This window comes from Sphingopyxis sp. JAI128, assembly GCF_014207235.1.
Classification (GTDB): domain Bacteria; phylum Pseudomonadota; class Alphaproteobacteria; order Sphingomonadales; family Sphingomonadaceae; genus Sphingopyxis.
Genome location: NZ_JACHDA010000003.1, coordinates 149,736 through 169,317, shown reverse-complemented (window position 1 = coordinate 169,317; position 19,582 = coordinate 149,736). Strand labels below are relative to the sequence as shown.

17 protein-coding genes are annotated in these 19,582 nt (G+C 66.1%); 10 read left to right on the top strand and 7 right to left on the bottom strand.

The genetic code is table 11. The features are described 5' to 3' along the window. Nucleotides 1–79: 79 nt before the first annotated feature. Complete coding sequence (locus HDC35_RS19615; protein ID WP_260397624.1) at nt 80–805, top strand: response regulator transcription factor; 726 nt, start codon at nt 80–82, stop codon at nt 803–805. Between the two features lie 145 nt (nt 806–950). On the opposite strand, the gene HDC35_RS08200 is transcribed toward HDC35_RS19615, so the two are convergent. Next, on the bottom strand, nt 951–1,697 hold the full coding sequence (locus tag HDC35_RS08200) for a class I SAM-dependent methyltransferase (RefSeq protein WP_184645571.1): 747 nt from the start codon (nt 1,695–1,697) through the stop codon (nt 951–953). 124 nt (nt 1,698–1,821) lie between these two features. Between HDC35_RS08200 and HDC35_RS08195 the strand changes: the two genes are divergently transcribed. Further along, complete coding sequence (locus tag HDC35_RS08195; RefSeq protein WP_184645569.1) at nt 1,822–3,561, top strand: amidohydrolase family protein; 1,740 nt, start codon at nt 1,822–1,824, stop codon at nt 3,559–3,561. A 30-nt stretch (nt 3,562–3,591) separates the two neighbouring features. Here the strand turns inward: HDC35_RS08195 and HDC35_RS08190 are convergent, their stop codons facing one another. From HDC35_RS08190 to nhaA, 4 genes are all read right to left on the bottom strand, one after another. Beyond that, nucleotides 3,592–4,719: an aminotransferase class V-fold PLP-dependent enzyme gene (locus tag HDC35_RS08190; protein ID WP_184645567.1), complete on the bottom strand. Its 1,128-nt coding sequence runs from the start codon at nt 4,717–4,719 to the stop codon at nt 3,592–3,594. Then, nucleotides 4,716–5,483, bottom strand: a complete 768-nt coding sequence (locus HDC35_RS08185; protein WP_184645565.1) for a tryptophan 2,3-dioxygenase family protein — start codon at nt 5,481–5,483, stop codon at nt 4,716–4,718. Before HDC35_RS08185 ends, HDC35_RS08190 begins: the two co-directional genes overlap by 4 nt. Before the next feature lie 139 nt (nt 5,484–5,622). Further along, nucleotides 5,623–7,104: a hypothetical protein gene (locus HDC35_RS08180; protein ID WP_184645563.1), complete on the bottom strand. Its 1,482-nt coding sequence runs from the start codon at nt 7,102–7,104 to the stop codon at nt 5,623–5,625. After that, nucleotides 7,104–8,399: a Na+/H+ antiporter NhaA gene (nhaA, locus tag HDC35_RS08175; protein WP_409437937.1), complete on the bottom strand. Its 1,296-nt coding sequence runs from the start codon at nt 8,397–8,399 to the stop codon at nt 7,104–7,106. Before nhaA ends, HDC35_RS08180 begins: the two co-directional genes overlap by 1 nt. Before the next feature lie 130 nt (nt 8,400–8,529). Between nhaA and HDC35_RS08170 the strand changes: the two genes are divergently transcribed. The 5 genes from HDC35_RS08170 to HDC35_RS08150 all read left to right on the top strand — a co-directional run bounded on the left by HDC35_RS08170 (nt 8,530) and on the right by HDC35_RS08150 (nt 14,693). Beyond that, entirely contained in the window at nt 8,530–9,954 is a 1,425-nt protein-coding gene (locus HDC35_RS08170) for a glycosyl transferase family protein (RefSeq protein ID WP_311770737.1), read from the top strand. Further along, on the top strand, nt 9,951–11,120 hold the full coding sequence (locus HDC35_RS08165; RefSeq protein ID WP_184645559.1) for a hypothetical protein: 1,170 nt from the start codon (nt 9,951–9,953) through the stop codon (nt 11,118–11,120). The genes HDC35_RS08170 and HDC35_RS08165 overlap by 4 nt, the downstream gene beginning before the upstream one ends. Before the next feature lie 102 nt (nt 11,121–11,222). Beyond that, a complete protein-coding gene (locus HDC35_RS08160; protein WP_184645557.1) occupies nt 11,223–12,131 on the top strand; it encodes a sulfite exporter TauE/SafE family protein in 909 nt (302 codons plus the stop codon). Next, on the top strand, nt 12,128–12,901 hold the full coding sequence (locus HDC35_RS08155) for a TIGR02186 family protein (protein ID WP_184645555.1): 774 nt from the start codon (nt 12,128–12,130) through the stop codon (nt 12,899–12,901). The genes HDC35_RS08160 and HDC35_RS08155 overlap by 4 nt, the downstream gene beginning before the upstream one ends. A 70-nt stretch (nt 12,902–12,971) precedes the next feature. Next, nucleotides 12,972–14,693: an ATP-binding protein gene (locus HDC35_RS08150; protein WP_184646480.1), complete on the top strand. Its 1,722-nt coding sequence runs from the start codon at nt 12,972–12,974 to the stop codon at nt 14,691–14,693. A 105-nt stretch (nt 14,694–14,798) separates the two neighbouring features. Here the strand turns inward: HDC35_RS08150 and HDC35_RS08145 are convergent, their stop codons facing one another. Together HDC35_RS08145 and HDC35_RS08140 are read right to left on the bottom strand one after the other, a co-directional pair. Next, nucleotides 14,799–15,185 (bottom strand): VOC family protein, encoded by a 387-nt coding sequence (locus HDC35_RS08145; protein WP_184645553.1) that lies wholly within the window; start codon nt 15,183–15,185, stop codon nt 14,799–14,801. A 42-nt stretch (nt 15,186–15,227) separates the two neighbouring features. After that, nucleotides 15,228–16,355, bottom strand: a complete 1,128-nt coding sequence (locus tag HDC35_RS08140; protein WP_184645551.1) for a cell wall hydrolase — start codon at nt 16,353–16,355, stop codon at nt 15,228–15,230. Nucleotides 16,356–16,616: 261 nt separating this feature from the next. Between HDC35_RS08140 and rimP the strand changes: the two genes are divergently transcribed. Genes rimP through HDC35_RS08125 form a run of 3 tightly spaced genes read left to right on the top strand, consistent with a single transcriptional unit; the run spans nt 16,617 to nt 19,565 of the window. Beyond that, a complete protein-coding gene (rimP, locus tag HDC35_RS08135) occupies nt 16,617–17,162 on the top strand; it encodes a ribosome maturation protein RimP (protein ID WP_260397623.1) in 546 nt (181 codons plus the stop codon). Beyond that, a complete protein-coding gene (gene nusA, locus HDC35_RS08130) occupies nt 17,162–18,814 on the top strand; it encodes a transcription termination factor NusA (RefSeq protein WP_184645549.1) in 1,653 nt (550 codons plus the stop codon). Before rimP ends, nusA begins: the two co-directional genes overlap by 1 nt. Then, nucleotides 18,795–19,565: a DUF448 domain-containing protein gene (locus HDC35_RS08125; protein WP_184645546.1), complete on the top strand. Its 771-nt coding sequence runs from the start codon at nt 18,795–18,797 to the stop codon at nt 19,563–19,565. Before nusA ends, HDC35_RS08125 begins: the two co-directional genes overlap by 20 nt. Nucleotides 19,566–19,582 lie beyond the last annotated feature (17 nt).

Sequence of the window (19,582 nt, the reverse complement as noted above, 5' to 3'; positions counted from 1 at the left end):
GTTAGCACAGCCGAAAGGCGGTGCAATGCCGGTGGGGCGGCGAGGCGACAGGATGTTGCGTCGGCGACGGGGGTCGGGAATGGCATCAGCGGATCGCGCCGGGCAGGACGACAGGACGTTGCTCGTCGCCATATATCATCCGTGGACGGCGCGGGCCGAGCAGCTTTGCCTTGCCATCGAAGCCGTGGGTTGCCGCGTTCAAATCCTGCCGCCGCAGGCGAATGGCCTCCGCCCCTGGGTCGATGCCTGTTTCGACCTGCTCCTGATCAACCCCTTTCTCGATTGGCAGGAGCCCTTTCAATTCGTTCGCCTCGCGCGGTCGATCGCCGGACGGCGGCCGTTGATCGTGGTGTCGGATCGCGATTCGCTCGACGACCGGATGGTGGCGCTCTGCGCCGGGGCTGACGATGCCGTCGGCTGGACCGGCAATCTGCCCGAAGTGCAGGCCCGGGTCGCCAGCCTGTTGCGACGCAGTCGCATCGCTGCCGGCCAGCTCGGAGAGGGCGAATTGCGCATCGACCTGATCGATCGCCGCGTCGAACGCGCGGGGCGGTTGATCCGCCTGCCGCTTCGCGAATTCGACCTGCTCGCCAATCTTGCGCGCGTGCCCGATCGGCCGCTGTCGCGCGATGCGCTGCTCCGTGCGGTGTGGCGGCTCGATTTCGATCCCGGCACCAACCGGGTCGAGGTGCATATGTCGCGGTTGCGTGCCAAGGTCGACCGGGGGTTCGCCTGGCCCATGCTGCACACGGTCAAGGGCGTGGGATATACGCTCCGCTCGCGCCCGGAAACCTCTTCGCTTTGACGGGAGACGGCTTTGGGGTGGTCAGTTGCCGTACCCGATATTCGTCATCCTCGCGAAAGCGGGAACTCGGTAGCGGTTAGCCGGCGCACGCGCCCGATCCCCGCTTTCGCGGGGATGACGACGTCGGGAGAAGGGCCGCACCCGGTCAGCCCGGTTTACGGAAGCGCAATGCGAATTGGTCGGTCTTGCCACGGATTTCCTTGTCGAAGACATTGGCGCTACGCGGATCGTCGGGGCGGCGGTAAAGGTCGCTTTCGGCTTCCAGCTCGAAACCCGCGCTGGTCAGCGCGGCGACGACCGCATCCTTGTCAATGCGGTGCAGGCTGTCGGACAAGGTCGTGCCGCTGCCGTCGGCCGCGCTATGGTCGACGACGACGAGCGTGCCGCCGGGTTTCAGCGCCGCGAACAAGGCCGCACTCGCCTTGTCGCCCGTCCCCTCGGGAAAGGGCTTCAGATAGAGATCGTGGAAATTCTGCACGGTGATGATCGTGTCGAGCGGCTCGGGAAAGGCGGGTGCGGCGAAGGGCCCCGCCACGGCATCGACATTGGCATAGGCGGCGTCCACCGCGGCCTGGTCGTCGCCATATTGTTTCTTGAAGGCGATGAATTCGGCGGGCTGGAAGCCATAGACCTTGCCCGCCGGGCCGACCGCGGCGGCGAGCAGGCGCGTGACATAGCCGCCGCCCATGACGAAATCGCCGACCTTTTCGTCCGGGGCAATCTGCGCAAAGGCGAGCAGGTCGGCGGGTTTGCGCGCGGCGTCGCGCTCGCGGTCGGCGGCAGGGCGCGCGGGGTCGGCGAGCGCGGCCTTGTAGCTGACGGTGCTTTCCTTGGCGGCAAGTGGGGTCGCCGAAATGGCGAGGAGGACGGCGAGGGTAAGCGGACGGATCATGGCATCGACTCCCTTTGGTGTATCGTGCGAGTATAACAGCATTGCGCCGCCTTCGCCCGATTATTTGCATCTCGCGAATTTGATGATAGGTTTTTCTGTGAAACTAAAAAATCGGGAGACGGACATGCATGATCTGGTGATTCGCGGCGGCACCGTCGTCGATGGCTCGGGCGGCGCGCCCTTTGTCGCGGACGTCGCGATCGATGGCGACCGGATCGTCGCCGTGGGCGAGAAGCTTGGCGCTGGCCGCGAGGAAATCGACGCGACCGGCAAGATCGTCACCCCCGGCTTCGTCGACGTCCACACGCACTATGACGGCCAGGCGACGTGGGACTCCGAAATGGCGCCGTCGAGCTGGCACGGCGTCACCACGGTCGTGATGGGCAATTGCGGCGTCGGCTTCGCGCCCGCCAAGCCCGATCGCCACGACTGGCTGATTTCGCTGATGGAAGGCGTCGAGGACATCCCCGGCACCGCATTGGCCGAGGGCATGACGTGGGACTGGGAAACCTTCCCCGAATATATGGATGCGCTCGAAAAGCTGCCGCGCACCGTCGATGTCGCGTGCCACGTCCCGCACGGCGCAGTGCGTGCCTATGTGCTCGGCGACCGCGAAAAGCCCGGCGCGATCCCGACCGAGGCCGACATCGCCGAAATGTCGCGGATCGTCGAAGAAGGCGTGCGTGCCGGCGCGCTCGGTTTCTCGACCAGCCGCACCGTGCTCCACAAGTCGGTCGATGGCGAGCTCGTCCCCGGTACCACCGCGACCGCCGAGGAGTTGATCGCGATCGGCCGCGCGATGGGGCGCGTCGGTTATGGCGTGTTCGAAATGGCGAGCGACCTGAAGCGCGAGTGGAACGAGTTTCAGTGGATGGGCGATTTGAGCCGCGAAACCGGGCTGCCGGTGACCTTCGCCGCGCTCCAGTCGATCGCCAAGGAACTGCCGCTCGAGGAGCAGATCGAGGAAATGCGGCGCCAGAATGCGAGCGGCGCGAACATCGTCGCGCAGATCGCGCTGCGCGGCAACGGCGTGATCATGGCGTGGCAGGGAACGGTGCATCCCTTCCGCTTCAAGCCCGCTTGGGAAGAGATCATCGACCTGCCGTGGGAAGAGCAGCTCGCAAAACTCAGGGATCCGGCGTTCAAGGCCCGGATGATCGAGGAAGAAAATATCTGGCCCGAAAGCGACATCATCGACTTTCTGAAAGTCGTCGCACTGGGCTGGCCGGTCCAGTTCGAAATGGACCCCGATTTCAATTACGAGCCCAAGATGGACGAAAGCATCATGGCGCGCGCTGCGGCGGCGGGGGCCTCGCCGGCCGAATATGCTTATGACCTGCTCATGAAGGACGACGGCAAGGGCTTCATCTATTTCCCGATTTTGAATTATCGCGATGGCAACCTCAATTTCCTTGAGGATTTGCAGGCCGCCGACGACACGGTGAACAGCCTGTCCGATGGCGGCGCGCATTGCGGGACGATCTGCGACGCGGCTTCGCCGACCTTCATGCTCCAACATTGGGTGCGCGACCGCAAAGGCCAACGTATCGCGCTCGAACATGCGGTCAAGCGCCAGTGCCGCGATACCGCGATGCTCTATGGCCTCGAAGATCGCGGCGTCCTCGCGCCGGGCTATCTCGCCGACCTCAATGTCATCGACATGGATGCGCTCAAGCTCGGCAAGCCGTGGCTCGCCTTCGACCTGCCCGCGGGCGGCAAGCGTCTGCTGCAAAAGGCCGACGGCTATGTCGCGACGGTGAAATCGGGGGTCGTCACCTTCAGGGACGGCGCGATGCAGGGGCCGACCCCCGGCGGCGTGATCCGCGGGCCGCAGCGCGTCGAAATGGCGATGGCGGCGGAATAGGCCGCTCCCCGGAACGGGCGGCGGCGCGGTTCAACCCAGCGCCGCCGCTGTCTTTTCGACGTCCGCGACGCTGCTGTAGGCGTGGAACGACAGGCGCAGGATCGACCCGCGAAAGTCGGCGTGTAACTGGTGCCGGTCGAGCGCCTCGGCAACACGCGGCTGGCCGGCGCCGGTGTCGATGCACAGCGTGCCGCCGATCTCGCCCGTCGGCCAGCGCCATTGCGGCGTCCTTGGTTCAAGCGCCTCGCGTAACATTGCTTGCAGCGCCCGGTTGTGCGCGCGAACCGCATCGACGCCAACCGCGGCGATCTCGCCGATCCCTGCGGCCGACAGCACGAACGGCGCGACATCGGGCGTGCCGCCCCACCAGCGCCGCGCGTCGGGGGCGTAACGGAAATCGTGGATATTCATCTCGAAAGGATTTTCGTGGCTCCACCAGCCACGCTCCATCGGATCGAGCGCGGTGCGGTCGTGGGGTGCAACCCACAGCCACGCCGCGCCGGGGCCGCCGCACAGCCATTTGACGCTGGTGCCGAGCACCGCGTCGATGCCCCATGCGGCCGGGGCGACGGGCACCACGCCGACCGATTGCGCGCAGTCCGCAATGCACCGGGCGCCGGCTGCCCTCGCCGCCGAAGCGATGGCAGCGATATCGGTCAGCGCGCCGCTGTTCGAGCTGACATGCATCGCGATGACGAGCGCGACATCGTCGCCCAGCGCCGCCGTCCAGTTTTCGGGGTCGCGGACGTCGGAATCGCGCGGTAGGTAACGCGTCTTCCACCCCACCGCCGCGAGTCCGCTCGCGAGATAGCCGATCGTCGGAAAGGCGCTCGGCGCGAGCAGGATCGTCCGCCGGTCGGTCGCCTGTCCCAGCGCCGAGATGTAGCGCGATAGCGCCGCGGTGACGTTGGTCGCGGGGCAGAGATCTTGTGCCTCGACGCCGATCAGCCCGGCGAGCTCGGCGCGCCATGCGCCGATCGCCTCCAGCCAATGCGGCCAGGCCTCGCCCGCCTCGCGCCAGGGCGTCAGCAGCCGGTCGCGGAGCAGCGCTTCGGCGGCACGCGGCTGGCAGCCGACGCTATGGCTCTTGAGATAGGTGACGCCGGGCGGCAGATGGAAGCGGTCGCGGATCGCTTCCGCCAGCAGCGCGCCACTCACAGCCCGCTGCCGTGTCCGGCGGGGGAGGGATTGCTAATGCTGTCGCGCTTGACGCCATATTCGGCGCCCCAGCGGTCGGTCATGTCGGCGCGAATGTCCCACAGCTCGGGGAAGAATCGGTGCCGCGCGCCCGCGTTGAGCAGTTCGACCGGGCGGCCCTTCAGCGATTTCGACCCCATCCCGATCGACCGGTGGATCAGGTAGATGTGATGCGCGCGGAAGATCTGGAACAGTTCGTCGAACTCGATCAGCGCCTCGGCCACCATATAAGCCTCGTCATGCTTGTAGCCGGTGTCGTAAACGTCGGCGACGCTGCGCCCCGCGGGGTCGAGATAGGCGGCCTTGTACCGCGCCCACAATGGCTGCGGCAGTGTCAGGAGCAGCTGGAAGCCCGGGCTTTCCTGCCCCGATCCGTTGCCGAGCTGGAGCCGGATCGACTGATAATCGAAGGGACTCATCGTTTCGAGCAGCGCGAGCTGGTCGGTCATCATCCGCATGATGCGGTTCACGCGGTCGAACAACGTCAGCACGCGCATCGTCTCGCCCGCAGCCATATGGCCGTCGATTTCGACGAGAGTGAAAGCCATCAGCTTCATCCACAGTTCCTCGACCTGGTGGACGATCTGGAACTGCAATTCGTCGGGAGTGCAAAGATCGGCGAGCGGCTTCTGGCAGTCGAGCAAGCGGTCGACCGCGAGGTAGACGCCATAATCCTTCATCTCGGGCGTCTCGATACGGCGATGGGTTTCGGTCTTGTCGAGCATGATCTGCTCCTGGTGAATTGGTTGCAGGGATAATCGGCGGCGCAACGATGCGCCGGTTCCTATCCGTGCGGGGCGACCCCCGCCGGCGGGCGGCGGGGCGAGCCCGCCTGGCCGAGCCACAGGAGCGGTACGCCGCCGGTCATGGCGCCAGCAGGTCCGCCGGCAGCGTGGGCTCGCCGAGGATCAGCGCCATGCGGCGCCAGATTTCGTCGCGGTCCGGTGCGCCGCGTTCGATGAAATCGCGAACAATCTCTTCGCCGAGACCATAGTTGATCACATAGCTGCGATATCGGTCTGTAAAGGCCGTCATCTGTTCGGCGCGCGCCGCCGACACAAGCAGATATTTCCGGGTGAGCGCGACCGCCGCCGCCCGGTCGATTTGCCCGTCGAGATACTGCTGCGCGATCGTTAGCCGCGCGCCCTGCAAAGCCTTCATCGCGTCGAGCAACTGCCAGTAGCGGTCATCGGCGGGCGGCGCGATTTCGGCGAGCGGCATCAGGATGTCGCGTTCGGTGTCGGGCCGCGTCTTGTCGGGAAAGGCGAGATCGATGCCATAGTTGGCCGTGCCTTCGGCGATCAGGCTTTGCGGGCTGTAGAGCGGATAGACGCTGAACTCGATCCAGCCGCGGCCGCGCACCAGCTGTTCCTCGATCTTCATGTTCAGCAGGTGGTGGCCCGGATAGCCTTCGTGGCAACCAAGATCGAGCGCGCGCGACAGGCGGATCGGCAGGTCGGTGTTGACCTGGATGATGCTGTGATAGCCGCCCATGTAATAATTATAGCCGCTCCAGCTTTTGCCGGTGACGAACTGGAGGTCGAAGCTTTCGCCCTCGGGCATTGCGACATGGGTCGCGGTTCGGCCGCGGCATCGCGCGATGGCGGCGTCGAACACCTTCTGCAGCCGGTCGGCGGGGATGGTGAAGCGATCGAGATAGGCTTCGACCCGTTCCGCGAGCGGTTTGTCGCCGGGAAGCATCGCCGCGACGGTCGCGAGCGGCGCGTCATAGGCAGTGAGCGGTTTCAGTTCGGGGCGGACACCGAACAGCCGTTCGGATTCATCGGCGAACGAAAATCGCACGCCCTGCATCATTTCCAGCCGCGTTTCCGCCGCGCGCAACTGCGCGGCCAGGAAGGCGGCGCGGCGGCGTTCGATCGGATCGGTGAGACCGGGCATCGCCACCCTGATCTTTTCGGCCAGCCGCCGCGTGGCCAGCAACAGTGCGTCCTTGTCGCGCGGTTTTGCCGTCGCGGTTTCGAACAGCTGTTTCGGGCCATAATAAGCGTCGATATAGCCCTTTTCGTGCGTCCCGACCTCAAGGCTCAACGCGACATAGGCGGCGGCGACCTCGCCGATCGCCTGTCCTGCCTGGCTTGCCGCCGCCGGATCGACCGCGGGGCGCGGTTCGGGCCAGCCGGACTGTCCGTCGGTACGCCGCACGTCGACGACGGGAACCTCGGGGGCCGATACCGGCGGCGCGATTTCGGGAGCGGCCGCGGGCGCACGCTCGCGCGCCTTGCGTTCGGCGACCGTGCGCTTCATTTCGGGGTCGAGCGCATAACAGCCGGACAGCGCCAGGCTCGCGCCCAGCATCGCCCCGGTCAGCCGCACGCGCCGTCGCATCAGGCCGGCCGCTCGCCCGCGGGCGTCTCGCTGTCGCAGATGTCGCGCACGTCGCCATCGGAATTGATTTCGGCATCGGACGCGCCTTCGATCGCGTCATGCTGCGAATGGGCAGGGGCAAAGCGCAGCACCGCAAAGCCGGCCAGCGCCGCCGCCAGCGATCCCATCAAGATACCGATCTTCGCTTCCTCGACGAGCGTCGGATCGCCGGGGAAGGCGAGCCCGCCGATAAACAGACTCATCGTGAAGCCGATACCGCACAGCATGGCGACGCCGTAGATCTGGAGCCAGGTCGCGCCGCGCAGCTTGCCCGCGATGCCAAGTTTGACCGACAGCCAGACGCTGCCGAAAATGCCGATCTGCTTGCCGAAGAACAGCCCCGCCGCGATACCGAGCGGCAGCGGCGCAAAAATCTGTTCGGCGGTCAATCCGCCGACATCGACTCCGGCATTGGCGAAACCGAACAGCGGCACGATCGCAAAGGCGACCCACGGATGCAGCGCATGTTCGAGCCGGTGCAGCGGCGAGGTCGCGCTGTCGGGCGCGCCGGGCGTGTGTTCGAAGGGGATCATCATCGCGGCGAGCACGCCCGCGATCGTCGCATGGACGCCCGACAGCAGCATCGCATACCAGAGGAGGAGGAACATCAGCAGGTAGAGGATGAGGCTTTTCACCCCTGCGCGGTTCATCGCGAACATGAGGGCAAGGACCGCCGCGGCGGCACCGAGGGCGACCATGTTGATCTCCGCGGTGTAGAAAAGCGCGATGATCGCGACCGCACCCATATCGTCGACGATTGCGACCGTGACGAGGAAAAGCTTAAGCGACGTCGGCGCGCGCTTTCCGAGCAGTGCGAGCACCCCCATCGCAAAGGCGATGTCGGTCGCCGCCGGGATCGCCCAACCCTGCGCGAGCCCCGGCTCTTTCCCCGCGAAGAGCATGTAGAGCGCGGCCGGCACCGCCATGCCCGCCGCCGCGGCGATGAAGGGCAGCCGTCGCCGGTCCCAGCTCGCGAGTCGGCCGTCGACGAACTCGCGCTTGATCTCCAGCCCGACGAGCAGGAAAAATATCGCCATCAATCCGTCGTTGATCCACAGATGGACCGTCATCGGGCCCAGCTTGTCGGTCAGCACCGGACCGGTTACTGCGTGGATGGCATGTTCATAGGTTTCGCCAAGCGACGAATTGGCGACAATCATCGCCAAAATGGCTGCGAAAATCAGCAATATGCCTCCCGCACTTTCGCTCTCGAGAAAGTCGCGCAGCGCTGAACGGGGCGGAAAACTGCGGTTCACGATCGGCCAATTCCCTTGTGACGATGAAGGATGGCGGGTTCCTATCGACAAGCGCCGCGCTTTACAAATTTGCCTTGCGGATTACCCCTTTGCCAAGGGGCATTGGGCCGCGAGGGGGGCGGGCTGGCAGGTGGAGCTTTCGACTGCATGGCTGGAATGGCTGGTCCACGGGGCCGGCCACGAACTGATGCTGTTTGCATCGGTCGGCATCCTGTTGATCGGACTCGACGATTTGCTGTTCGACGCTTGTTGGCTGGCGATCGGCCGGTCGCGCCCGGCCGATCGTTCCGCTACGTCGCCGATCGCTGGCGCGCTCGCGATATTCGTGCCCGCGTGGGACGAGGCGCGTGTCTTGCCGGCGATGCTGCGCCGGACGCTCGCCACTTGGGCGGACGAGGACTTCATCCTTTATGTCGGATGTTATCCTAACGACGCAGCGACGCTTTTCGCCATTTCCCCCTTGATCGCGCGCGACCCGCGGCTGCGCCTCGTCATCCACGAGGCAGAAGGCCCGACGACCAAGGGAGACAATCTCAACCGGCTGTGGGCGGCCCTTTGTAACGATGAGCGCGCTGGCGACATGCGCTTTGCCGCGGTCGTCCTCCACGATGCCGAAGATCATGTCCATCCCGACGAACTTGCGCTGTATCGCATCGGCCTTGCCGACAATGCGATGGTGCAAATTCCGGTGGTCCCCTGGCTCGTGCGCGGGGCGCATTGGGTCGGCGGTCATTATGGCGACGAATTTGCCGAAGCGCATGGCAAGGAACTGGTCGTGCGGTCGCGCCTGCGAATGCCGCTGCCGTCGGCCGGCGTGGGCTGCGCGCTCGCGCGCAATACGCTGGCGTTGCTCGCGATCGAACGTGGGGGCGATCCGTTTCGCCGCGACAGCCTGACCGAAGATTATGAGATCGGGATGCTCCTTGGGACCTATGGCCTTGGCTCGCAATTCCTGCAGGCCATCGGCCCGACCGGCACTCCCATTGTATCGCGGGGTCTTTTCCCCGACAGCATCGACGCCGCGGTGCGGCAGAAGGCGCGCTGGATCGCGGGAATCGCGCTTGCGGGCTGGGACCATCTGGGCTGGCCCGGATCGCGGAACGGCGATTCCGGGCGGTCCGCGGGACAGGGCTGGCTTGCGCGCTGGATGCTCTGGCGCGACCGGCGTGCGCCGCTTGCCGCGCTGATCCTGCTGGCGGCCTATGCGGGATCGATCGTCATGGCGATCGGCTGGGCCGGCCGGATGCTGCTGGGGTGGGAGCCGGTCGTGGTCGGCGATGGCCTGCGCCTTCTCCTCGCGCTCAATGCGGTGCTGCTGCTTTGGCGGCTCGGCATGCGCAGCCATTTTACCGCGCGCTGGTACGGCTGGAGGCAGGGTTGCCTGGCGCTGCCGCGCGCCTTTGTCGCAAATATCATCGCGATGCTCGCGGCGAGGCGCGCGGTGGCGATCTATTGGCGCATCCTGCGGTCGGGCGAGGTCGTGTGGGACAAGACCGATCACATGGAAAGCGACATCGCCGCGCAGCCTGCCGCGCTGCCGGTGTCGAGGCGATGATGGTGCGCCGGTCCGCGATGCGGCGCGAAGCGGGGGCGCTGCGGTTCCTGATCCTGTGTTTGGGCGGCTGGATTTCCTTGCGTGTCCTGATGGCCTGGAACCCGGCGGTGCCGCCGCCGCCCGCTGCGGTGACGAACCCCTGGTCGATGCCCCCTCCCTTCGCGGCGAGCGGCGTCTCGCCGATCGCCGGGCGGACGAAGGGCGCCGGGGTTGCGCCTCCCGCGGTGCCTGCGCCGCAAGGCAAACGTCCCATGGGCATGATGGCGCTGCTGCGAGCGGATACGGGATTCGCTTTGGGCGAGGCGGGAATGGAAGCGCGCCCGTCCGGGCCGACGGGCGGAGGTTTCGGTGCGGACCGGCACAGTCTTCGCCTTGCGCTGATGGCGCGCTTATTGCCCGCGATTTCGGCGCGCGCAGGACGATCGGCCGTCGCGACCGGCGAACCCATGTGGCAACACGCGCCGGTCGCCGCGCACGCCGAACCGGGGCAGGGCAAGCCATTCTGGATTCGCCGTCAACTCGCCGGATGGTCGCTTGGCGGGTGGGCCTATGTGCATGGCGGCGACCAGCCGTCGCCCGAAGGCATTGCGGCGGCCAGCCAGCTTGGGGGCAGTCAGGCCGGACTGCGGCTGGCCTATGGCTTTGGCGATACCGGCCGTGTGCGGGCCTATGGCCGGGCGACGATGGCGATACGCCGGACCGAACAGCGTGAGGTTGCGCTTGGGCTTGCCTTTGCGCCATTGCCGCGGTTTCCGGTCGACCTGGCTGTCGAACGCAGGATCGCGGCCGGGCAAGAAGGGCGGAGCGCGTTCGCCGTGATGGTCAGCGGCGGCGTGGGCGACGTTTCGCTGCCCGGCGGCTTCCGGCTCGATGCCTATGGGCAGGCGGGCGTCGTCGGCGCGCGGCGGCGCGACGGTTTCGTCGACGGTGCGGTCGTGGTCGACCGCCGCCTCGGCCCCGATGACGATGCGCCGTTGCGCCTCGGCGCGCTGGCGGCGGGTGCCGCACAGCCCGGCGCCGCGCGCGTCGATGTGGGCCCGCGACTGACGCTTCGCCTTCCCGATATCGGCGAAGGGAGCCGGGTGGCGCTCGACTGGCGGCAGCGCGTCGCGGGCGACGCGCGTCCCGAAAGCGGGCTGGCCCTGACGCTCGCCACCGACTTCTGACCCGCGAAGAAAATAGCCGCAGCAACGATTCCCCGCTTCGACAAAATCGTCTAGGGTCCTGGAATCGGTGCCGCTCGGCGCCGCCTAGGTCGTCCGGAGCCCATGGATCTTTACCTCCCCGTCGCCAATTTGTCGGTCAACGCGCTGGTCATCGTGCTGCTTGGCGGCGGCGTCGGATTCCTGTCGGGCATGTTCGGTGTCGGCGGCGGTTTCCTGACCACGCCGCTGCTGATCTTTTACGGCATTCCGCCCACGGTCGCGGCGGCATCGGCCGCGACGCAGGTGACGGGCGCCAGCGTGTCGGGCGCGCTCGCGCATCTCGAGCGCGGCGGGGTCGACCTGCGCATGGGCTGGGTGCTCGTCGCCGGGGGGCTGCTCGGCTCGCTGCTTGGCGCCGCCTTGTTCGAACTGCTCGCCGCCTGGGGGCAGATCGATACCGTGATCAACATCCTGTATGTCGCGTTGCTCGGGTCCGTCGGCGGGCTGATGGCGCGCGAGGCATGGACGGCGTTGCGCGCGGCCCGCGCGGGCCTCCCCGCGCCGGCCCGCAAACGGCGCCATCATCCGATGGTCGCCAACCTGCCGATGCGCTGGCGCTTCTATCGGTCGGGGCTTTATATCTCGCCGCTCGCGCCGCTCTTGCTGGGCATGGCGGTCGGTGTTCTGACGATGCTGCTGGGTGTCGGCGGCGGCTTCATCATGGTTCCCGCGATGCTCTATCTGCTGGGCATGGGGACGCAGGTGGTCGTGGGCACCTCGCTGTTCCAGATTCTGTTCGTGACCATCGCGACGACGATGGTTCACGCGATGACGACGGGCGCGGTCGATATCGTGCTTGCGGGGCTGCTGCTGCTCGGCAGCGTCACCGGCGCGCAATTCGGCGCCCGCTTCGCGCAAAAGGTGAAGCCCGAATATCTACGCATGGCGCTCGCCGCGATCGTGTTGCTTGTCGCGCTGCGCATGGCGGTCGATCTGTTCATCCGTCCCGATGAAATCTACACGGTCCAATGATTATTGCGCGCGCCTTGATCGTCGGGCTCGCGCTGGCGCTGCTCCCGGCGACCGCCGTGCACGCCGCCGATCCGCGGCTGGTCCCCGACGTGTCGAGCCGCGCGATCGATATCCAGTACAGCTTTACGGGCGAGGAACTGCTGCTGTTCGGCGCGATCCTCTATCCCGGCCAGCGGCTTCCCAACGACCGCGCCGATATCGTCGTCGTGCTGAAGGGGCCGGTGCGGCCGATCATCCTGCGCGAAAAGCGTCGCGTCGCGGGAATATGGGTCAATGCGAACAGCCTGCGCCTGCGCACCTCGCCCGGATTTTACGCGATCGGTTCGTCGCGTCCCATCGACAAGATCGTCGACGAACGCACTGCCGCCATCTTTGAACTCGGGCTCGCCAACCTGTCGATGTCGCCCAGCGGATTTTCCGAAGCGAAGAAACTCGAACGGTTCGAGGCGGGACTCGCCGACCTCTATCGCCGGATCGGGCTGTTCTACGAAAATCCCGCGGCGGTCGAGATCACCGAAGGCGTCCTTTATCGTGCCCGCATTCCCGTTCCGGCGCGCGTTCCCGTCGGCACCTATCGCGCGGAAACCTATCTGATCAGCCGGGGCCGCGTGCTTGCAGTCGCCTCGCGCGATGTCCAGATCCGCAAGGCCGGTTTCGAACGTTTCGTCGCGCTAGCGGCGGAGCGCCACGGCTTTCTCTATGGGCTGAGCGCGGTGCTTCTGTCGCTCGTGCTCGGTTATGGCGCATCGGCCATATTCCGCCGCCGCTGACCGCCTTCAGCCAATATTTACCCTCAGCTGCGATACCGGGCCCGGGGACCATGATAGGCGGGGCAAATTGATGGATATGCAGGGCGGCGGATTGAGCGCCGGGGATTCGACAGCGGTACAGCATGTTCGGCTCGCGGGTGGGGGCATCGCCGCGCCGGTCGCGCCGGTCGCGCCCGCCACCGTGCATCATCGCGACGACCTGATGATCGGCGAAGTGATCGATATTTCGGGTTCGGCGTCGCGTATCCTGCTCGATGCCGAGACGATCGGCAAATTGTCGTCGTCCAGCGATGCCGCCGTGGCGATGGCGGGACAGGTCGGCGCGCAGGTCAAGATACGGGTCGGCAATGTCTGGCTGATCGCGAGTATCCGCGACCAGCAACTCCACGAACGCGGCGAAGGCCTGATCGTCGCGACAATCGATTTCCTCGGCGAAGGCGAAGAGGAAAAGATCACCGGGCGTATCCATAATTTCCGGCGCGGCGTGACGCGCTATCCGATTCCGGGTAGCCAGGTTTTCGCCGCCACCAGCGCCGATCTCAAACAGATATACGCCGCCGACGAGCGCGCGCATGTCGAAATCGGCACCGTCTATCCGACCAAGGACATCCGCGGTTCGCTCTATGTCGATGCGATGCTCGGCAAACATTTTGCGCTGCTCGGTTCGACGGGTACGGGTAAATCGACCAGCGCCGCGCTGATCCTCCACAAGATCTGCGAAATGGCGCCGCAGGGCCATATCGTGATGATCGACCCGCACGGCGAATATTCGGCCGCTTTCAAGGGCACCGGCGCGCTGTTCGACGTCGACAATCTGGCGATGCCCTATTGGCTGATGAATTTCGAGGAACATTGCGAGGTCTTCATCACGGCGGAGGGCCGCGATCGACAGGCCGACTGCGACGTGCTCGCACGTTGCCTGCTGCAGGCGCGTACCAAGAACCGGCTCGCCGAAGGCATGAGCAAGATCACGGTCGATTCGCCGATCCCCTATCTGCTCTCCGACCTGCTCAACATCCTGCAGAACGAGATGGGCAAGCTCGACAAGGCCACCTCTTCGGCGCCGTTCATGCGCATCAAGGGCAAGATCGAGGAAATGCGCGCCGACCCGCGCTATAATTTCATGTTCTCGGGCATGCTCGTTGCCGACACCATGGCGAATTTCCTCGGAAAGATTTTCCGCCTGCCGTCGGACGGCCGGCCCATCTCCATCATCGACGTGTCGGGCGTCCCGTCGGATATCACGGGAGTTGTCGTCGCGGTGCTGTCGCGCCTGACCTTCGACTATGCGATCTGGTCGCGCGGCGAACCGCAGCGTCCGATCCTGCTCGTCTGCGAAGAAGCGCATCGCTACATCCCGTCGAAGGACGTCGGGGGGGGACAGGCGGTGCGCAAGATCCTGGAGCGGATCGCCAAGGAAGGCCGTAAATATGGCGTTTCGCTGGGGCTCATCACCCAGCGCCCGTCGGATCTTGCCGAAGGCGTGCTGTCGCAGTGCGGCACGATCATCTCGATGCGCCTCAACAACGAGCGCGACCAGCATTTCGTGAAGGCGGCTATGCCCGAAGGCGCGCGCGGGTTCATCGATTCGATCCCGGCGCTGCGCAACCGCGAGTGCATCGTCTGCGGCGAGGGCGTGTCGATCCCGATCCGCGTCTATCTCGACACGCTGGAAGAGGAAAAGCGGCCGGCGTCGAGCGATCCTCTCTTTTCGAAGCTGTGGCGCGAAACCGGCGGCGAGGTCGAAATCGTGGAGCGTGTCGTCAAGCGCTGGCGCAGCCAGGGGCGTTAAGCCCCTCCGTCAGCGCTTCGCGCTGCCACCTCCCCATGGCTTCGCCAGAGGGAGGATCTTACGTCCGCAACCGGTCGAAACCGGCCGTTCCAACTGGCTGCGCGGTTAGCCTTTCGGCAGTTCCCAAAGCTCGATCGGATTGCCTTCGGGGTCGTGCACGCGCGCGAAGCGGCCGATCGCCGGATCATCCCAGTCGGCCTTGGTGATGATTTCATCGCCGGCCTCGCGAAACGGGGCCAGCACGGCGTCGAGATCATCGACGCGCAGGTTGATCATGAACTGGCGGTCGGCAGCGAAATAGTCGGTGTCGGCCTTGAAGGGCGAAAAGACCAGCGGGCCCGCTGAGACGTTCCAGACCCACTGGTTCGGCGGCACGCTGTCGTCCGCGCTGCACCCGCCGCCAACGCCCAGCCGGTCGCGATACCATGCGGCGAGCGCCGCGGGGTCGTGCGCCCGGAAAAACAGTCCCCCGATGCCTTTGACATGTCCCATGATGGCCTCCCGTGAAGATATCGGAAGCCTAGGCCGAAAGGCTCAGCCTTTCCACTCTCCGCTCTTGCTGAATTCTTCACGGATCTGGCCCGACTGGTTGAGCCGCGGGTCGGTGTAGGTCGGCGCGGCGGCCGGCGGCGGGGTGGGCGCGGGTGGTGCGGCGGGCGCCATCGCCCCGGGCAGCGGTGCCGGGCCGGCGTCGGGCAGCGGCGCGGCGGGGCCGGTGAGAGCGGCAACCGGGCCCGCGCCGGGCGGAAGCCCCTGACCCTTCAGGATCGCAAGCTGCTGCGCGATCGGCAGATAGGGGCCGGGTACCGGCTCGCGGCCCGGATAGGGCGCGCGAAACGCGTCGGGCATCCCCCAGCGCCCGCGCCAGCGGTGAAAGATATGCGCGCCGACAATGTTGGTCATCACCAGGCTCTTGCCCCAGCGCGGCCAGATTGCCTGCGTGTGATAATGGGTGGCAAGCCCGACCTTTGGAAAGACGAATCCGCCAAGCGCGGCCGAGGCGACGCGGCTCGCGCGCAGCCAGTTCCGCCGTTCGGGCGCGCGCGCCATCGCACCGTCGCAGCTGAAGGTGAACTGGCACACGCCGGCGCGCTGCGATCCCTGGAAAACGACGCCGCATATTGTGTTCGGAAAGCTTGGGTGGCGGACGCGGTTGACGACCGTCTGTGCGACGCCGCGCATCCCGTCGTCGGTTTCCGACGCGGCTTCATAATAGATGGCGGCGGTCAGGCAATAATGCGCGCGCTCGCGGTCGAGCGCGGTCAGTCCGCGGAAAATATAGGGTTTTGCGGGCGGGCCCACAAAGGCCTCCTCGCGCAGAAGCGCGGGATCGGCCGGGGGCATCGCGGTCGCGTCGCCATAGCCCACGCTGGCCGGATCGGGCAGCGTCGGATCGATCTTCAGCGCCGTCTCATAATCCTCGGCATTCATGATCGCCCAGCGTTCGGGGTCATAAGCCTTGAAATCGAGCGGGACCGACACGCTGTAAGGCCCAAAGACCGCCGGCGCGCGAAGCTGTCCGCTCGACAGCAGGAAGGCGAGACAGGCGACCGCGACCACCGCGATAATCGCCGCCCAGAAGGCGCGCCCCGGCCCCACCGGCTTTTCCGGTATCGGGTCGCGCCACGTCGATCGGGCGGTCAGGGTCAGTTCGGGCTTCATGCGTTCGTTACATTTCCATGGGTGCTCCCCGCGCGATTCGCGCAGGACGGGCCAGCCCGCCTTATACGCGGAAACGCCAACAAAATGTTGCACGGCAGATCTGGCGATCCGCCGCCGATGCCATTCCCCCTTGCCGACTCGCCGCCACGCGCCTATATGCGGCCCTACTTCTTGACATGGTTAGCCAGTTGGGACGTCGGGGCCGCGGGCCGCGGCGGCTATACCCACATGCTTTCCGGTCATCCGGATTGGGAAGATAGCTTGGTCGATTTCGACTCCCTCAACGCGATCATCGCACCCGAAGCCGAAGCGATGGGCCTTGCGCTCGTGCGCGTCGCCTTTTTCGGCGGCGAGAGCGATCCGACCTTGCAGGTAATGGCCGAACGCCCCGACACGCGTCAGCTGACGATCGAAGATTGCGCCGACCTGTCGCGCCGTATTTCGGAGAAGCTCGACGCACTCGAAGAGGCGGGTAAGGACCCGATCGAGATCGCCTACCGGCTCGAGGTGTCGTCGCCCGGCATCGACCGGCCGCTGACGCGCCGCGCCGACTTCGCCGACTGGGCGGGGCATGAGGCGAAAGTGGCGCTCAAGGAAAAGCTGGACGGGCGCCAGCGCTTCAACGGCATGCTCGTCGGTATCGACGGCGATGTCGTGATGATTTCGGATAAGGAAGGGGTGGAACACAGGCTGCCGTTCGACGCGATCGATACTGCAAAGCTGGTTCTCACCGACAAATTGATTGCCGCAACCGTCCCGCTCTCGGTCGAGGGTGCCGACGAAATGGAAGAAGAAGGACAGGACTGATGGCCACTGCCATTTCCGCCAACAAGGCCGAGCTGCTCGCGATTGCCAACAGCGTCGCCAGCGAGAAGATGATCGACAAGGCCATCGTCATCGAGGCCATCGAGGAAGCGATCCAGCGCGCCGCGCGCGCGCGTTATGGTGCCGAGAACGACATTCGGGCCAAGCTCGACGCGCAGACCGGCGACCTTCGCTTGTGGCGCGTCGTCGAGGTGGTCGAGCAGGTCGAGGATTATTTCAAGCAGGTCGATCTGGCCGCGGGCCAGAAATTGCAGAAGGACGCGAAAATCGGCGACTTCATCGTCGATCCGCTGCCCGCGGTCGATCTGGGCCGCATCGACGCGCAGTCGGCGAAGCAGGTGATCTTCCAAAAGGTCCGCGAGGCCGATCGCGAGCGCCAGTACGCCGAATTCAAGGACCGCGCGGGCGAGATCATCACCGGCGTCGTGAAATCGGTCGAATTCGGCCATATCGTCGTCAACCTCGGCCGCGCCGAGGGCGTCATCCGCCGCGACCAGCAGATTCCGCGCGAACTGATGCGTGTCGGCGACCGCGTCCGCGCGCTGATCCTGTCGGTGCGCAGCGAAACGCGCGGCCCGCAGATTTTTCTCAGCCGCGCGCACCCCGACTTCATGAAAAAGCTGTTCGCGCAGGAAGTGCCCGAAATCTACGATGGCATCATCGAGATCAAGGCCGCCGCCCGCGATCCGGGCAGCCGCGCCAAGATCGGCGTGATCAGCTATGACGGCAGCATCGACCCCGTCGGCGCGTGCGTCGGCATGAAGGGCAGCCGCGTTCAGGCAGTCGTCCAGGAAATGCAGGGTGAAAAGATCGACATCATCCCCTGGTCGGAAGATACGGCGACCTTCGTCGTCAACGCGCTCCAGCCCGCGACGGTGCAGCGCGTGGTTATCGACGAGGATGACAGCCGCATCGAAGTCGTCGTTCCCGACGACCAGTTGAGCCTTGCCATTGGTCGCCGCGGCCAGAATGTCCGTCTCGCGAGCCAGCTGACCGGCAGCCAGATCGACATCATGACCGAGGCCGACGCGAGCGAGAAGCGCCAGCGCGAATTCGTCGAGCGCTCGACGATGTTCCAGGAAGAACTCGACGTCGACGAAACGCTCGCGCAGCTGCTCGTTGCCGAAGGCTTCGGCGAACTCGAGGAAGTCGCCTATGTCGGCATCGACGAGCTCGCGAGCATCGAAGGGTTCGACGAGGAGCTGGCGCAGGAACTGCAAAGCCGCGCCTCCGAAGGACTCGAACGCCGCGAGGAAGCGTCGCGTCAGGAACGCCGCGAACTGGGCGTCGAGGATGCGCTGGCCGATATCCCGCACCTCACCGAAGCGATGCTCGTCGTGCTCGGCAAGGCAGGGATCAAGACGCTCGACGACCTCGCCGACCTTGCGACCGACGAACTCATCGCCAAGAAGCGCCAGGACAACCGCCGCGGTCCGGCGCGCAGCGAGCGCGCCGAGGACAAGGGCGGCGTTCTGGGCGAATATGGCCTGAGCGAAGAGCAGGGTAACGAGATCATCATGGCGGCGCGTGCGCACTGGTTCGACGATGAGCCCGAAGCGGCTGCCCCTGCCGAAGCTGGGCCCGCGGCGGAGCCGCAAACCGGGGAGGCCGCCGATGCGGACCCCGCGCAATGATCAGCTGACCGAAACCGACCGCGCAAAGGGGCGCGGCCAGCATGTGCCCGAGCGGCGCTGCGTAGTCACCGGCGATGTTTTGCCGGCGGAGCGGCTCGTGCGCCTTGCGCTCGGCCCCGACGGCAGCATCGCCCCCGATGTGCTAGGCAAGGCGCCGGGCCGCGGCGCGTGGATCGGCGTGTCGCGCGCCGAGCTTGAGGCTGCGCAAACCAAGGGCAAGCTGAAAGGCGGGCTCGCGCGCGCGCTGCACGAAAGCCATATCGCGATCCCCGACGATCTCGGAGCGCGTATCGAGGCGCAGCTCAAGCGCGCGACGCTCGACCGGCTCGGCCTGGAATCGCGCTCGGGCACGCTGATCAGCGGCAATGAAAAGATCGAAACGGCGGCGCGCAAGGGGCAGGTTCGCCTGCTTCTCCACGCCAGCGACGCGGGCGAAGACGGCCGCAAGAAACTGGCGCAGGCGTGGCGCGTCGGCGACGATGCCGAAGGGTCGGGACGCGAGGGGATGGTCTTGCCGGTGGACCGCGGCACCCTATCTATGGCATTGGGCCGCGAGAATGCGGTGCATCTGGCGATTACCGACGCCCGCGCTGCGGACAGGGTGCTGGCGCATTTGAGCCGCTGGCAGTTTTTCACAGGATGGAGTAGGGACGCGGCCAACCGCGATTCCGATCCGCACGCCCCGCCGCCCGCCGGCGAGGAAAAAACAGGGACGGCGCCAGCTGGCACCGCCGCTTCGGACGCGTTTTGAAGGAATGATGTTTTTCG